Genomic DNA, 15,652 nt, shown 5'->3' with positions numbered 1-15,652 from the left:
CACCTATATCACTCGCCGTCAAACGACAAGGCCTTCCGATAGCCCTGCCAGAGTGAGATAGGACGCAAAACCTGCCTGTCATGCGGCTTCGGCCGGTGAATTTGAGAAAAAGCGGTCCGTGATCAAGCGATGCGGGCCGAGCAAGGAGCCGCTCCTATGCAAAAGCGCAAAGACCTGACGATCGACGAAGCCATCCGGGATCCGATGATCCGGCTGGTGATGAAGGCGGACGGGATCGACCCCAAAGCCTTCGAACGGATGCTGCGCCAGCGCGCGGCCGACCGGACGCCGGGCAATATCCCGCCATCCTTCCTGCAGGATTCCGGCTCCGGCCGGGCCCGGCGCCTGCGCCATTTCGCAAACCCGTTCGGCGAGGCGTCCGCATCATGGTGAGCTTCTTCATCCACCGTCCGATCTTCGCGTCGGCGATCGCCATCATCATGGTGCTCGCCGGCGCGATCGCCTACTTCCTGTTGCCGGTCTCGCAGTTCCCCGACATCACGCCCCCGCAGGTCGTGGTCAGCGCGCACTATCCCGGCGCCAGCGCACAGGTCGTTGCCGATACGGTCACCACGCCGCTCGAGCAGCAGATCAACGGCGTGCAGGGCATGACCTACATGTCATCGACGAGCTCGAACGACGGCTCGTCGACCATCACCATCACCTTCGATGTCGGCTATCCGCTGAGCACGGCGGCCGTCGACGTGCAGAATCGCGTCAGCCAAGCGGCATCCTCCCTGCCGGCCATCGTCAACCAGGGCGGCGTGACGATCAAGAAGCAGAATCCCAATTTCGTGCTGATCGTCGACCTGACCTCGCCCGACGGCTCGGTCGATCCAGTGGCGCTGAGCAACCTCGCCTATCTGCAGGTGGTCGATCCGCTGAAGCGCCTACCCGGCGTCGGCGACGTGCAGATCTTCGGCGAGCGCCGCTATTCGATGCGCGTCTGGCTCGACCCGGACAAATTGGCCAATCTCGGCATCACCGCCGTCGATGTGCAGAACGCGATCTCCGAGCAGAACGTGCAAGTGGCAGCGGGCAAGATCGGCCAGTCGCCGGCGCCCGCCGGCACCGCCTTCGAGATGCAGGTCAATGCGGTGGGCCGCCTGAGCGACCCGAAGGAATTCGGCGATATCGTCGTGCGCGCCAATTCGCAGAACGGCTCGCTTGTACGGCTGCGCGACGTCGCCCGCATCGAACTCGGCGCGCTGCAATATTCGTCCTCCGCTTTCTTCGGCAAGGACCCGACCGTGGTTTTGGCCGTCTACCAGATGCCCGGCTCCAACGCCCTCGACCTGCAGCAGCGTGTCAAGGACAAGATGCAGGAGCTGTCGAAGCGCTTCCCGAAGGGCGTCAGCTACGCCATGCATTACGACACGACGCGCTTCGTGTCGGCCTCGATGCACGACGTGCTGATCACGCTCGGCGAAGCGCTGGTGCTGGTCGTCGCGGTGGTGTTCATCTTCCTACAAAGCTGGCGCACCACCATCATCCCGACCATCGCCATTCCCGTCTCGCTGATCGCGACGCTGGCGGTGATGTATATGCTGGGCTTCTCACTCAACATGCTCTCGCTGCTCGGCATGGTGCTGGCGATCGGCCTCGTCGTCGACGACGCGATCGTCGTGGTCGAGAATGTCGAGCGACAGCTGGAAGCCGGGCTCAAGCCGCTGGCCGCGACGCGCGCGGCGATGGCCGAGGTGACCGGACCGATCATCGCCACCACCGCGGTGCTGATGGCGGTGTTCGTCCCCGTCGCTTTCATCCCGGGCGTCTCGGGCCGGCTCTATAACCAGTTCGCGTTGACCGTCGCGATCTCGGTCGGCATCTCGGCCTTCAACTCGCTGACGCTGTCGCCTGCGCTGAGCGCTGCGTTCCTGCGCCATCGCGGTGAGACGCAGTTCGTGCTGTTCCGCTGGTTCAACGCCGGCTTCGACTGGCTGTCGCATGCCTATGCGCATGGGGTGCGCATTCTGATCAAGCTGCGCTGGATCATGCTTGGCCTGTTCGCGGCCGGCCTCGTCGCCACCTATTTCGTCTGGCAGAAATTGCCCTCGACCTTCCTGCCGGTCGAAGACCAGGGTTATTTCTTCGTGGTCATCCAGCTGCCCGACGGCGCGTCGCTCGAACGCACCGACGCGGTGGCACAGAAGGCGCGCGACATCCTGCAGAACACGCCCGGCGTCGACATTGTCGGCTCGATCAGCGGCCTGAACTTCCTGACCAGCGCCGCGCAGTCGAACTCGGCGGTGGAGTTCGCCATCCTGAAGCCGTGGGACGAGCGCGGACCTGACCAGAGTGCGTCGAAACTGGTCGAGCAGGTGCGCGGCAAGCTGTTGCAGATGCCGGATGCGTTCGCGCTGTCCTTCGACCCGCCGTCGATCCCGGGCATAGGCACCACCGGCGGTTTCGAGTTCCAGGTGGAGGACCTCTCGGGGCGCGGCAGCGCTGCGCTGAACGACGTCACGCAGGCGCTGATCGCCGAGGCGCGCAAGCAGCCGGAGCTCAACCCGCAACAGCTGTTCTCGTCCTTCTCGACCTCGACGCCGCAGTTCAACTACGACCTCGACCGCAGCAAGGCGAAGCTGCTCGGCCTTAACCTGCCGGACGTCTTCAACACGCTGCAGATCTATCTCGGCTCGCTCTACGTCAACGACTTCAACCTGTTTGGCCGCACCTTCCGCGTGACCATCCAGGCCGATAAGGACGCGCGCGCCGACGCCACCGACATCTCGCGGCTCTATGTGCGCAACGCGTCGGGCGGCATGGTGCCGCTGAGCACGCTGGGCAGGCTGGTGCCGATCGTCGGACCGGAGACCGTGCCGCATTACAACAACAACGCGTCTGCCCTTATCAATGGCGGTGCCGCCCCCGGCTTCTCGTCCGGACAGGCGGTCGCGGCCATGGAGCGGGCGGCGGCGAATGTGCTGCCGCGCGACTTCGGCTACGAATGGACCGGCATCACCTATCAGGAGCTCAAGGCCGGATCGATCGCCTCGGTGGTGTTCGGACTGGCGATCGTCTTCGTCTTCCTGATCCTGGCGGCGCAGTATGAAAGCTGGGCGATGCCCTTCATGGTGCTGCTTGCCGTGCCGCTCGCTCTGTTCGGCGCCTTCATCGTGCTCCTGCTGCGCGGCATGCAGATCGACGTCTATTCGCAGATCGGCTTCGTCATGCTGATCGGCCTGGCGGCGAAGAACGCGATCCTGATCGTCGAGTTCGCCAGACGCCGACGCGAGGAAGGCTTGACCATCGTCGAAGCGGCGATGGAAGCCGCGAGGCTTAGACTGCGGCCGATCCTGATGACCGCCTTTGCCTTCATCCTCGGCGTGCTGCCGCTGATGTTTGCGACGGGCGCAGGCGCCGCCAGCCGGCAATCGATCGGCACCACCGTCTTCGGCGGCATGGTGGCGGCGACCATCCTGTCGCTGGTCTTCGTGCCTGTCTTCTACGCCGTGATCGAGCGGTTGCGCGAACGCGGCGAAAGGGAGCCTGCCAAGGCGCACGACGATGCACCTCAGCAGGACGAAATTGAACCGACCGCCGAGCCGGCGCTTCAGCCGCTGGCCCAGGCAGCCGAATAAGAATTGGAGATCAATTATGCGTAGATGGAAAATCGCCTTGGGGACGGCCGTCGCGCTGGGCGCGATCTCGGTGGCCAGCGTGCACTTTCTCGACATGGGCAATTTGAGCGGCGGCGCAGCGGGTGCTGCGCCAGCGCCGGCGGCCTTCGTGATGCCGGTGCCGGTGGTGAATGTCGTGAAGAAGACGCTGCCGATCTATCTCGACTATGCCGCGCGGGTGGAGTCGATCCGCAGCATCACGCTGCAGGCGCGCGTACCGGGCTATCTGCAGGAGCAGACGGCGGCCGACGGCAGCGACGTCAAGCAGGGTGACCTGCTCTACCGCATCGCGCCCGACGACTATCAGGCCGCGCTCGACCAGGCGAAGGCGCAGGTGCAGCGCGATACCGCGACGCTCGAATATGCAAAGTCCAATCTCGGCCGCGGCACCGACCTTGCCAAGGCCGGCTATCTCGACAAGGACAGCTTCGACCAGCGCACCAGCAATCTGCGCACGGCCCAGGCCGCCCTTGCCGTCGACCAGGCGGCGGTGCGGACGGCCGAGCTCAACCTCGGCTATGCCGAGATCAAGGCGCCGTTCTCGGGCCGCATCGGCCGCAACCAGGCTTCGGTCGGCACGCTGGTCAGCGTCGCCGGCACGGTGCTCAACACGCTGGTGCAGCTCGATCCGATCTACGTGACCTTCAATCCGAGCGAGACCGACCTCGTGCAGATCGAGCAGGCGAAGGCCAACGGTCCGATCGCCGTCGACGTGCTGTTGCCCGGCGAGACCCAGCCCAGCCAGAAGGGCGAGCTGACGTTCATCGACAACACGATCGACCACTCGACCGGCACGATCACCGCGCGCGCCACGATCGGCAATGCCAAGTTCACGCTGCTGCCCGGACAATATGTGCGGGTGCGGCTGCATGTGAAGGAACAGCCCAACACGCTGATGGTGCCGCAGGTGGCGCTGGGTTCCAGTCAGCTCGGCAAGTACCTCTATGTCATCGGCAAGGGCAACACCGTCGACCAGAAGCTGGTCTCGCTTGGGCCCACCGACGGCGACCTGATTTCCGTGACCTCCGGCATCTCCGAGACCGACCAGGTGATCACGGGCAATTTGCAGAAGATCGGACCCGGAATGCCGGTTTCTCCCTTGCCGCAACCGAAACCGGCCAGCTGATAACCCCCATCAGTTTCCGGTCCGACGGCGCCCTCGACACCCACGTCGGGGGCGCCGTTTTGTTATGCGGTTTCAGACGGCTCCGACGTCGGCTCCGTGCGCGGCTTCGCGGGATTGCTTGTAAGCAGCGCGACCAATCCGGCAATATCGGCGCGCTCGGCCTTGGCCGGCAGCATGAAGGCGCAATAGGGCTGGCCAAGGCGAACGGAGACGGACGACAGCGCAATCAATCGGCCCGCCTCCAGATCGGCACTCGCCATCACCCTCTGTCCCAAGGCTATCCCAAGCCCCCAGCCGCGCGGCGCCGATCGCCAGGCTGGAGAGACCCACGCGTCGGCCATGCGATGGGTCGGGCGCGCGGTTGTCCCCGGCGGCGGCGAACCAGTCCACCCAGCTCGGATGCGAGGCGTAGTTGGGACCCCAGTTGGTGTGGATGAAATGGCTCTCATGCACATCGGCCAGGCCGGACGGCCCCTTCCCGTAGCGCTGCCAGAACTCAGGGGCGGCGACCGGCAGCACCTCATCATGAACGAGCCGCACCATCTTCAGCGCCGGATAGTGATAATCTCCATAGGAGATGCGCAGGTCGATGTTCTGGCGCATGACGTCGACGGGATCATCCTCGACCCGGACATCGATCGCCATCTGCGGAAAACCGTCGAGCAGCACCGCGAGCCTCGGCGCCAGCCAAAGCTCCGCAAGGGAGAACGGCACACTGACCACAAGGCGCGTGCGCAAACCGCCTTCCAGCATGCGTCGGCCGACCGCAGCGATCTCGCCCAGCGCATGCGCCGTCTGCGGATAGATGGCGTGGCCGGCATCGGTCAGCGCGATGCGGTTGCCGTTGCGCACGAAGAGCTGCTTGCCGAACCAGTCTTCCAGATTGCGGACCTGTTGGCTGACGGCGGCAGAGGAGACACCGAGCTCGCTTGCGGCAAGCGTGAAACTGCCGGCGCGGGCCGCGACCTCGAAGGTCCGCATCGCATTTAAAGGCGGAAATTTTTCCACGTTTACCCTCGAAAGTTTTTCTTGGGAGAGCCTAACAATTTTCCTCGTTGCGGCAAAGATTTCCTTGCCGTGTAGTGACCTCCGGATTTCGGAGGTCGCTATGATCGAAAACATTCTCGACCTGGATCGCTACCCGCTGAACCGCGAAGGCAGTGCCGAATGGCAGCAGTTGGTGGGCGAGTCCAAGGCTGCGCTCGCGGCAAACGGCATGTTCAACCTGGAAGGGTTCCTGCGCCCCGGCATTGCCGAAAAGGCCGTCGCCGAGATCCGGCCGGTGATGGACACGCGCTCGCATGTCCACAAGCGCATGCACAACATCTACTTCAAGCCGTCGATCCCGGAGCTTTCGCCCGACCATCCGGCGCTGCGCAAGGTCGAGACGATCAGCCATACGGTCTGCGCCGACCAGATTCCCGGCAGTATCGTTTTGTTGATCTACGAATACGAGCCGCTGGTGCGGTTCCTGGCGGCGGCGATGGACAAGCCGCAGCTTCATGTCATGCAGGATCCGCTGGCCCGCGCCAATGTCATGGGCTACCGCGCCGGCGAAGCGCTCAACTGGCATTTCGACCGCTCGGAATTCACCACGACGCTGCTGCTGCAGGCGCCGGACCGTGGCGGCGACTTCGAATACCGCACCGACCTGCGCTCCGACGACAACCCTAATTATGATGGCGTGGCGAAGCTGCTCGAGGGACGCGATCCCGAGGCAAAAATCCTGCGCATCAAGGCCGGCACGCTGAATGTCTTCCGCGGCAAGAACACAGCGCACCGCGTCACCACCGTCGGGGGTAGCCGCGAACGCATGATCGCCGTGTTCTCCTACTATGATCGTCCGGGCGTCATGTTCACCGATGAGGAGCGGATCGGCTTCTACGGCCGCGCCGCCTGAGACTGCCGACACAAAAATCCGGAGCTCCTGGAAGTCGACTATTGTTAGATTGTCGACAATCTGCTTGTCTTGCAGAAATTCCTATCGGGGTGAGCGCATGGCAAAGCTGGATTTCGGTCCGATCGCGGATACGACGCGCAGGGCGGAGATCGTCGCCCTGCTGCGGCGTGCCATCCTGACCGGACAGTTGGAGCCGGGGCAGAAGCTCAATGAGCTTAGGATTTCCGAGCAGATGCGGGTGAGCCGCGCGCCGCTGCGCGAGGCGATGCGCGAGCTGGTGCAGGAAGGCATCCTGACCAGCATTCCTTATGCCGGGACCTTCGTCATCGACGTCACCGCCAAGGACATCATCGATGCCTATTCGCTCAACAAGGTGCTCGATGAATTCGCCATCGAACTCACCTGGCCGCAGCGCGACCAGCGCTTCTTCGACGAGCTCGACCGCCGCCACGAGGCGGTGAAGCAGGCGACGCGCGCCGTCGATACCACCCGACAGATCGAAACCGCGCTGCAGCTGCACGGACTGGTCTACGAATGGGCCGATAATTCGGTGCTGCTCGAAACCTGGCAGCGGCTGACCAGCCGGCTGCAGATGTATTTCGCCCTGCATCAGCGGGCGCTCAACGAGCCGGTTCCGGCCGAGGGCGTGCACGAGACCTATGTGGCGCTGCTCAAAGGCGCGGATTTGCGAGCCGCCCAGCACCATGCGCGCGAGCATATCGACGTCGATTTCGAAGAGCTTCTTGCCTATGCGCGCGGACTCGAAAAGCGCGCGTCGAAGAACTGACACGCAAGGGACAACACCAAGTGAAGATCAAGAACATCAAGGCCTATCATGTCGTGCAACCCTTCGTGGACGGGCCCTACCGCATGTCGAAGGGACGCGTCGCCGACTGTTTCGATGCGGTGATCGTCGCCATCACGTCCGACAGCGGCGTGACCGGCTGGGGCGAGATGGCGCCGCTCGGCAATTTCTATTCGGCCGCCTTTCCGGCGGGAACGCGCGCGGGCGTGCCGGAGATCGCGCCGCATCTCATCGGCCAGGATCCGCGCGGGTTTGCCGGCATCGGCCGGTTGATGGACACGGTGTTGAAGGGCCATCCTTACATCAAATCGGCGCTCGACATGGCGTGTTGGGATCTCGCCGCACGCGCGGCCGACGTACCGCTTGTGACCATGCTCGGCGGCCGCGAGAGCGATGTGGCGGAGACCTACCGGGTCGTCACCCATGGCACGCTCGATCAGATGGCGGCTTTGGCCAAGCGGATCATTGCCGAGGGCTGCCGCCGCCTGCAGGTAAAGGTCGGCGGCATCGTGCATGACGACATCGAGCGCGTGACCACGGTCGCCGCGGCCGTGCCGAAGGGCACGGTGATCTTCTGCGATGCCAATGCCGGCTGGACGCCGTATCAGGCGCGCCAGTTCGCCGACGCCACGCGCGGAATCGACTACACGTTCGAGCAGCCCTGCACGACGCTCGAGGAGAACATGTCGGTGCGCCGCATACTCGACAAGCCGATGGTGCTGGACGAATCCGTCACCTCGCTGGGCGAAATGCTGGAGATCCACCGCCTCGGCGCTGCCGACGGGCTGACGCTGAAAATCTCACGGCTGGGCGGCGTAACCCAGACCCGCCTGATCCGCGACGTCGCCGTCGATCTCGGCTTCATGATCACGGTCGAGGACACTGGCGGCGCCGAGATCGACACGGCGGCCATGGCGCATCTGTCGCTGTCGACGCCGGCGGAGCGTCGGCTGCACGCCATCGCCTTCCACGAATGGGTGACGGTGCGCACGGCCAGGAATGCGCCACCGGTGACCGGCAGCCACATGGGCATCCCCGACGGCCCCGGCCTCGGCATCGATGTGGATCCCGCCCTGCTCGGCGAACCCTTCTTCGAGATCGGCTGAGATGAAGATCAGGCGCGTCAAGGCGACCCCGATCAACTACAGGCTGGAGGCGCCTTACGTCGGGGCCTTCGGCGAGCTCGACGGCTTCTCACCGACTGCGTCAGCTGGCCGATGGACATCACCGAGGAAGGCCCGTTCGCGCCGAAGAACAACACCGTGCCGGTGCCGGAAAGCCACGGCCTCGGGGTCACGCTGTCGCGGGAGAAGCTCGCCGCCTGCCGTCGCGACTTCGTCGAAAACGGCCCCTGCAACAAGTATCACGACCCGGAAAAGCCGGGGACCTACCGCAGACTGCCGCTGAATTAGGAGGATGTCGAAAAGCTAGCAGGACTTATCTTGAAAAAGGCGGCCACAAGTCGCCCGGCCGACAGACAGTTCATCAAGAAAATCTGACTTTCCCGTCCCAACCAGCGGATGGACCGGTCGGAACCGCATGCTACAGTCCGTCGACGGATATTTATGGGTGCCGGGAACAGGAGAACTTCACGGAACTCGCAAATTGAATGCACTCGCCAACCACAACAACTGGGGAAAGGGCTTAGACCCATGAGCAAGAACTATCGCATTCTCGATCTCATCCGGCGCGGCCGCACGCCACTCGAAAACCATCTGATCGACGGCCTGATCGACGGCCGCATCAGCCGCCGCGAATTCGTGCGCCACGGCAGCCTGCTCGGCCTGTCGCTGCCGCTGCTCGGCCGCATCGGCATGGCGGCCGGCTTCGGCGCGGCGCCCTCGCTCGCTCGCGCCGGCGCGCCCGGCGCCACCATCCGCGTCGGCAGCAGTGTGCCGGCGGCGGCGATCGACCCGGTCACCATTGCCGACGCCGGCGGCCTTTTGGTCATGCAGCAGGTCGCCGAGTTCCTTTGCGTCGACGGTCCGGACCTGGTGCTGAAGCCGGCACTGGCGGAAAGCTGGTCGCCCAACACCGACGGCACGGTTTGGACCTTCAAGCTGCGCAAGGGCGTGAAATTCCATTCTGGCGGCGAGATGAAGGCCGAAGACGTGGTCGCCAGCATCGACCGGCTCGCTGACCCCGCCAATTCGTCCAACGCGCTGTCGGTGTTCAGCGGCATCCTGCAGAAGGGCGCGACCAAGAAGGTCGACGACTACACGGTCGAATTCCACCTCGACGCGCCGAACGGCAACTTTCCCTACATGGTCTCGTCGGACAACTACAACGCCGTCATCATCCCGGCGAGCTACAAGGGCGGCTATGAGCAGAGCTTCGACGGCACCGGCCCGTTCAAGCTCGAGAAATACACGCCCAAGGTCGGCGCCTCCTTCGTGCGCAACGACGACTACTGGGGCGACAAGGCCTTGCCGGACCGCACCGAATTCACCTTCTTCACCGACATCCAGCCGCAGATCCTGGCGCTGCAGGGCGGCCAGATCGACATCATCAACCAGATGCCGGTGCTGGCGGGCGTCGCCGTGCTCAATGACCCGAACGTCGACGTCATCAGCCTGAAGTCGTCCGCGCATCAGCAGCTGCATATGCATTGCGACGAGGGCCCGACCAAGGACGCCCGCGTGCGCCGCGCCATCGCGCTCTGCCTCGACCGCGAGAAACTCGCCGCCGGCCTGATGAAGGGGCGTTCGGCACTCGGCAACGACAGCCCGTTCGCCCCCGTCTATCCTTCGACGGATACCAGCGTGCCGCAGCGCAAGCAGGACATCGCCCAGGCCAAGCAACTGATGGAAGCGGCGGGCGCCGGCAAGGGCTTCAAGATGACGCTCACCACCGAGCGCTATCTGGAAATCCCGGAATACGCCCAGCTCATCCAGAACTGGGTCAAGGAAATCGGCATCGAGCTCGAGCTCAACATCCTCGACCAGAGCGCCTATTACGGCGATGCGGTGTTCGGCAAGTCGAACTGGCTGGATTCGGCGATGGGCATCACCGACTACGGCCATCGCGGCGTGCCTAACGTCTATCTCGCGGCACCCTTGAAGAGCGACGGCACCTGGAATGCCGCCCACTTCAAGAACAAGGACTACGACCAGATGGCGGCGAGCTATATCGCGGCCCTCGACCTCGAGGCGCAGAAGGCCACCGCCGGCAAGATCCAGAAGCTGCTGCTCGAGGAAACGCCGGTGATCTTCGGCTACTTCTACGACTACCTGACGGCGATGGCGAAGGGCGTGACGGGCGTGCAGCCGACCGCCATGTCGCAGCTGTTCCTCGAGAAGGCGTCGAAGGCCTAGGCGGAGAAGAACAATCCTCCAAACAGCCGGCTCTCTTTTCCGAGGGCCGGCTCCAACAGGAGTATTCGCCATCCTCTCCTTCCTCACCCGGCGCCTGGCTCTGTCGCTCGTCACGCTGTTTTTGCTCAGCGTCATGGTGTTCCTCGGCGGCCAGGTGCTGCCGGGCAATGTAGGGCGGGCAATATTGGGGCCGTTCGCCGACCAGCGCGCGGTCGACGCGCTCAACCATTCGCTCGGCGTCGATCGGCCGCTGCTTGTGCAGTACGGAAGCTGGATCTGGAACTTTCTTCACGGCGATATGGGGACGTCCTATGTGTTCCGCGCGCCGGTGGCCCCCTTCGTCATCGAGGCCTTGGGCAATTCGATGAAGCTGGCGCTGGTCGCCTTCGTGCTGGTGGTGCCGATCGGCATCCTCGGGGGCGTGATCGCCGCTCTCAATTTCAACCGGCCGCTCGACCGCATCATCAGCCTCGGCGGCCTGTCGGTCACGGTGCTGCCGGAATTCGTCACCGGCATCATCCTGATCCTGATCTTCGGGGTGTGGCTGCGCTGGCTGCCGATCGCCGCCGCCTGGCCGAAAGGCGCCGGCGTCTTCACCCAGCTCTACTACCTGATCCTGCCCTCGCTGCCGCTTTTCTTGGTGCTGTTCGGCTATATCGCGCGCATGGCGCGCTCCGGCATGATCGAGGCGCTCGATTCCGACTATACGCGCACTGCCGTTTTGAAGGGCCTGCCCTGGCGCACCGTGATCTGGCGCCATGTGCTGCGCAACGCGCTGTTGCCGACCATCACGGTGATCGCCACCCAGACCGGCTATCTCATCGGCGGGCTGGTCGTGATCGAGACGCTGTTCCGCTACCAGGGCATCGGCTCGCTGATCTTCACCGCCGCGCGCGGCAAGGACTTTCCGATGCTGGAGGCCGGCATCCTGACGATCGGCATCGTCTATGGGGTGGCCACGCTTATCGCCGATTTCCTCTATTCCGTGCTCAATCCGCGCATCCGGCTGGGAGCAGAGCAATGAGCGCGACCGACGCCCCCGTCAGCCTGCCGACGCCCGACACCGCACAGCGCAGCCCCTGGGGCGAGGTGCTGCATTCGCTCTCCAGGTCCGGCACCTTTCTCACCGGGCTTGCGATCGTTGTCTTCTGGATCGTCTGCGCGCTGTTCGGCCAGCACTTCGTCCCCTACGATCCACTGGCAAGCGACATTATCAACGCGCTGACGCCGCCTGCGGCCGATCACTGGTTCGGCACCGACCAGCTCGGCCGCGACGTCTTCTCGCGCGTCATCGTCGGCTCGCGCGACATCCTCACCGTGGCGCCGCTGGCAACCATCCTTGCGACCATTGCCGGCACGGCGCTTGGCCTCGTCATCGGCTATTTCCGCGGCATCGTCGACGACATCGTCAGCCGCGTGCTGGAAGCCTTCATGGCGATCCCGGTTGTGATCATTGCGCTGCTCGCCATCGTCGCGCTCGGCACGTCCAAGATCACCGTCATCGTCGTCATCGGCCTGAGCTTCGCACCGATCATTGCCCGTACCGTGCGCTCGGCGGTGCTGGCCGAACGTGAGCTCGACTATGTGGCCGCGGCAAAGCTGCGCCACGAAGGCGCCCTGCACACGATGTTCGTCGAGATCCTGCCCAACGTCATCCCGCCGATCCTGGTCGAGACCACGGTGCGGCTGGGCTATGCCATCTTCGCGGTCGCCACGCTCTCCTTCATGGGCTTCGGCATCCAGCCGCCCTCGCCCGACTGGGGCCTCTCGATCTCCTCCAACTACGGCATGATCGGCGGCGGCTTCTGGTGGACGGTGCTGTTCGATGCCCTGGCCATCGCCTCGCTGGTGATCGGCGTCAACCTGGTGGCCGACGGCGTGCATGGAGCGTTCAATGACTGAGCCTGGCCAGGCCGCCAACGCGCTCGAGCTGAAGGACCTCTCGGTCGCCTATCGCGTCGGCCGCCGCAACCGCGCGGTGCTGCGCAACGTCAACCTGACCATCAAGGGCGGCGAGGCCTATGGCCTGGTCGGCGAATCCGGCTGCGGCAAGTCGACGGTTGCGCTCTCGGTGGTGCGCTATCTGCCGCGCAACGGCTCAATCACCGGCGGCTCGATCGCGCTCGACGGCAAGGATGTGATGAAGCTCGACGCCGAAGCGCTGCGGCGTGCCCGCGCTGACAGCGTGTCCATGGTCTATCAGGACCCCGGCAAGGCGCTGAACCCGTCGCTGCGCATCGGCCGCCAGATGACCGAGATCTTCGAGCTTGCCGGCATCACCGGACAGGCAGCGGAAGACAAGGCGCTCGCCATGCTGAACCGGGTGCGTATCTCCGACCCGGCGAGCGTCATGCAGCGCTACCCGCACCAGCTCTCCGGCGGCATGCAGCAGCGCGTGGCGATCGCCATGGCCTTGGCCAACGACCCCTCGATGCTGATCCTCGACGAGCCGACCACCGGCCTCGACGCAACCGTCGAAGCTGAGGTGCTCGACCTGATCGCGCAATTGAGAAGAGAGCTGTCGGCCTCCATCCTGTTCATCAGCCACAACCTCGCCGTTGTCGCCAACATGTGCGACCGCGTCGGCGTGCTCTATGCCGGCATGCTGGTCGAGGAAGGCTCGACCAGGGACGTGTTCAATGACCCGCGCCATCCCTACACGGTGGCGCTGCTGCGCTGCCTGCCGCGCGGCGGCCAGCGCAAGGACCAGGGCCGGCTCGACACCATCCCCGGCTTCCTGCCCGGCATCGGCGCCAATATCGTCGGCTGCGCCTTCGCGGACCGCTGTGCGCTCGCCACCGAACGCTGCCGCGCGGAGCCGCCGCCGCTCTACGAGCTGGGCAACGGCCGCCTGTCGCGCTGCCACTATCACGACAAGGCGCAGTCGCTGCCGCGCGCGACGCCCGCAGAGATTGCTGCCGCCCAGCCAAAGCAGGCGCCGCCGGTGCTGCAGGTCGAAGGGCTGAACAAGACCTATGCCAGCCACGGTCGTCCGCTGAGGGCGGTGAAGGACGTCTCTGTGAGCCTCAGGCCCGGCGAGACACTCGGGCTGGTCGGCGAATCCGGCAGCGGCAAGACGACCTTCGCCAGGCTCCTGCTTGGCCTCGTCGCGCCCGACGATGGCGGCTCGATCGAGCTCGAAGGCAAGAAGCTCGCGCCCCGGCTCGCCAGCCGCTCGGAAGACCAGGTCAAGGCGGTGCAGATCGTCTTCCAGAACCCGGACTCGGCGCTCAACCGCTCGCATTCGATCCGGCATATCCTCAGCCGCGCCTTGAAGCGGCTGGGCGGGCTTACCGGCAAGACGCTGGACACGCGGCTCGAAGAGCTCGTCCGCTCGGTGCGGCTCACCGACCGGCATCTTGCGGTCAAGCCGCGCCAGCTCTCGGGCGGACTGAAGCAGCGCGTGGCGATCGCGCGCGCCTTCGCCGGCGATCCGCGCATCGTCGTGTGCGACGAGCCGACCTCGGCGCTCGACGTCTCGGTGCAGGCGGCGATCCTCAACCTTCTGGCCGACCTGCAGTCGAGGCAGGACGTCAGCTATATCTTCATCTCGCACGACCTTGGCGTAGTACGCTATCTCTCCGACAAGATCGCTGTGCTTTATCTCGGCCGCATCATGGAGTTCGGGCCATCGGAGGCGGTCTTTTCCGGCCCGCATCATCCCTACACGGAAGCATTATTGTCGGCGGTTCCAAAACTCGACCGCACCGAGAGCTCGCGCATCCGCCTCGACGGCGAGATCCCAAGCGCGGCCAACCCGCCGACCGGCTGCGTTTTCCACACGCGCTGCCCACGCAAGATCGGCGCGATCTGCGAGACGCAGGAGCCTGACCTCACCGAAGCCCAGCCAGGTCACACGATCCGCTGCCATATTCCCTATGCGGAACTGGCAAGGCTGCAAAAGCCGAGGGCCGTGGAGCCGGCGTGATCAGAACGCTGCCGCGCCCCCCATTGGCGGATATCCCGAAGAAAGCGACTGCCGCGTCCGACGGCTCCTTCTGAAGGACCTCGCCCAATCAGATGGGAGCGGCTTGATTGAGGCCCCATTCAGCGCATAGCTTCCTGCAGTCAGGGAGGGTGCGATGGATCTTTTCAAATTGGATAGCGGCGTGGCGTTGGTGACGGGCGCCGGCAGCGGCATTGGCCAGGCGATCGCCATCGGGCTTGCGGAAGCCGGCGCCGATGTCGCCTGTTTCGGTCATGCCTCGAACGGCGGACTTGAGCAGACGGCCGAGAAGGTCAGGGCGCTCGGCCGCAAGGCGCTGGTGCTGACGGGCAGTGTGACGTCCGGGGCCGACCTGGCCATGGCGATCGGCCGGGTCGAAGCCGAGCTCGGCGCGCTGACTGTCGCCGTCAACAACGCCGGCATTGCTGGCTCGGAAGCGGCCGAGACCATGCCGCTGGAAAAATGGCGCAAGGTGCACGAGGTCAATGTCGCAGGCGTATTTTTGTCCTGTCAGGCAGAGGCGCGCGTGATGCTACCTCGACGCGCAGGCTCCATCATCAACATCGCCTCGATGTCGGGCACCATCGTTAACCGGGGGCTGACGCAGGCGCATTACAACTCCTCCAAGGCTGCCGTCATCCACATGTCGAAGAGCCTGGCCATGGAGTGGGCTGATCGCGGCCTGCGCGTCAATGTCATCAGTCCGGGCTACACGCTGACGCCGATGAACAAACGGCCAGAGGTCGCGGAAGAAGTGAAGGTGTTCAAACGCGACACGCCGATGGGCCGCATGGCAGCGCCGGAGGAAATGGTCGGACCGGCCGTGTTCCTGGCCAGCCGCGCATCCAGCTTCGTTACCGGCCTCGACCTGATCGTCGACGGCGGTTACGTCTGCTGGTGAATGATGGGGTGTCCCGCGGGACACCCCATCATTGTTG

At 64.7% G+C, this 15,652-nt stretch carries 13 protein-coding genes; 12 read left to right on the top strand and 1 reads right to left on the bottom strand.

Going from position 1 to position 15,652, the window contains the following annotated elements; genetic code table 11:
• The first annotated feature begins 156 nt into the window (after nt 1-156).
• From O7A05_RS25150 to O7A05_RS25140, 3 genes are read left to right on the top strand one after another with little or no spacing between them, the layout of a single operon-like run.
• Nucleotides 157-393 carry a hypothetical protein gene (locus O7A05_RS25150; RefSeq protein ID WP_337095621.1) on the top strand — a complete coding sequence of 79 codons (237 nt, stop codon included), beginning with the start codon at nt 157-159 and terminating at the stop codon, nt 391-393.
• Nucleotides 387-3,584 (top strand): efflux RND transporter permease subunit, encoded by a 3,198-nt coding sequence (locus O7A05_RS25145; protein ID WP_337095620.1) that lies wholly within the window; start codon nt 387-389, stop codon nt 3,582-3,584. The genes O7A05_RS25150 and O7A05_RS25145 overlap by 7 nt, the downstream gene beginning before the upstream one ends.
• Nucleotides 3,585-3,600: 16 nt before the next feature.
• Entirely contained in the window at nt 3,601-4,749 is a 1,149-nt protein-coding gene (locus O7A05_RS25140) for an efflux RND transporter periplasmic adaptor subunit (protein WP_337095619.1), read from the top strand.
• A 72-nt stretch (nt 4,750-4,821) separates the two neighbouring features.
• Here the strand turns inward: O7A05_RS25140 and O7A05_RS25135 are convergent, their stop codons facing one another.
• Nucleotides 4,822-5,757, bottom strand: a complete 936-nt coding sequence (locus tag O7A05_RS25135; RefSeq protein WP_337095618.1) for a LysR family transcriptional regulator — start codon at nt 5,755-5,757, stop codon at nt 4,822-4,824.
• 100 nt (nt 5,758-5,857) lie between these two features.
• Between O7A05_RS25135 and O7A05_RS25130 the strand changes: the two genes are divergently transcribed.
• From O7A05_RS25130 to O7A05_RS25090, 9 genes are all read left to right on the top strand, one after another.
• Nucleotides 5,858-6,649, top strand: a complete 792-nt coding sequence (locus O7A05_RS25130; protein WP_337095617.1) for a HalD/BesD family halogenase — start codon at nt 5,858-5,860, stop codon at nt 6,647-6,649.
• 97 nt (nt 6,650-6,746) lie between these two features.
• Nucleotides 6,747-7,436 carry a GntR family transcriptional regulator gene (locus O7A05_RS25125; protein ID WP_337095616.1) on the top strand — a complete coding sequence of 230 codons (690 nt, stop codon included), beginning with the start codon at nt 6,747-6,749 and terminating at the stop codon, nt 7,434-7,436.
• A gap of 20 nt (nt 7,437-7,456) precedes the next feature.
• Nucleotides 7,457-8,560 carry a mandelate racemase/muconate lactonizing enzyme family protein gene (locus O7A05_RS25120; protein ID WP_337095615.1) on the top strand — a complete coding sequence of 368 codons (1,104 nt, stop codon included), beginning with the start codon at nt 7,457-7,459 and terminating at the stop codon, nt 8,558-8,560.
• 111 nt (nt 8,561-8,671) lie between these two features.
• Complete coding sequence (locus O7A05_RS25115; protein ID WP_337095613.1) at nt 8,672-8,866, top strand: hypothetical protein; 195 nt, start codon at nt 8,672-8,674, stop codon at nt 8,864-8,866.
• A 240-nt stretch (nt 8,867-9,106) separates the two neighbouring features.
• Nucleotides 9,107-10,768: an ABC transporter substrate-binding protein gene (locus O7A05_RS25110; RefSeq protein WP_337095612.1), complete on the top strand. Its 1,662-nt coding sequence runs from the start codon at nt 9,107-9,109 to the stop codon at nt 10,766-10,768.
• 70 nt (nt 10,769-10,838) lie between these two features.
• Nucleotides 10,839-11,792: an ABC transporter permease gene (locus O7A05_RS25105; protein WP_337095667.1), complete on the top strand. Its 954-nt coding sequence runs from the start codon at nt 10,839-10,841 to the stop codon at nt 11,790-11,792.
• Nucleotides 11,789-12,670 carry an ABC transporter permease gene (locus tag O7A05_RS25100; protein ID WP_337095611.1) on the top strand — a complete coding sequence of 294 codons (882 nt, stop codon included), beginning with the start codon at nt 11,789-11,791 and terminating at the stop codon, nt 12,668-12,670. Before O7A05_RS25105 ends, O7A05_RS25100 begins: the two co-directional genes overlap by 4 nt.
• On the top strand, nt 12,663-14,696 hold the full coding sequence (locus O7A05_RS25095; protein WP_337095610.1) for an ABC transporter ATP-binding protein: 2,034 nt from the start codon (nt 12,663-12,665) through the stop codon (nt 14,694-14,696). Before O7A05_RS25100 ends, O7A05_RS25095 begins: the two co-directional genes overlap by 8 nt.
• Before the next feature lie 154 nt (nt 14,697-14,850).
• Complete coding sequence (locus O7A05_RS25090; protein WP_337095609.1) at nt 14,851-15,615, top strand: SDR family oxidoreductase; 765 nt, start codon at nt 14,851-14,853, stop codon at nt 15,613-15,615.
• Nucleotides 15,616-15,652: the final 37 nt, after the last annotated feature.

This window comes from Mesorhizobium argentiipisi (SeqCode), assembly GCF_037179585.1.
GTDB lineage: Bacteria > Pseudomonadota > Alphaproteobacteria > Rhizobiales > Rhizobiaceae > Mesorhizobium > Mesorhizobium argentiipisi.
The sequence above is the reverse complement of the archived record's forward strand: the minus strand, read 5'-3'. Positions and strand labels throughout refer to the sequence as shown.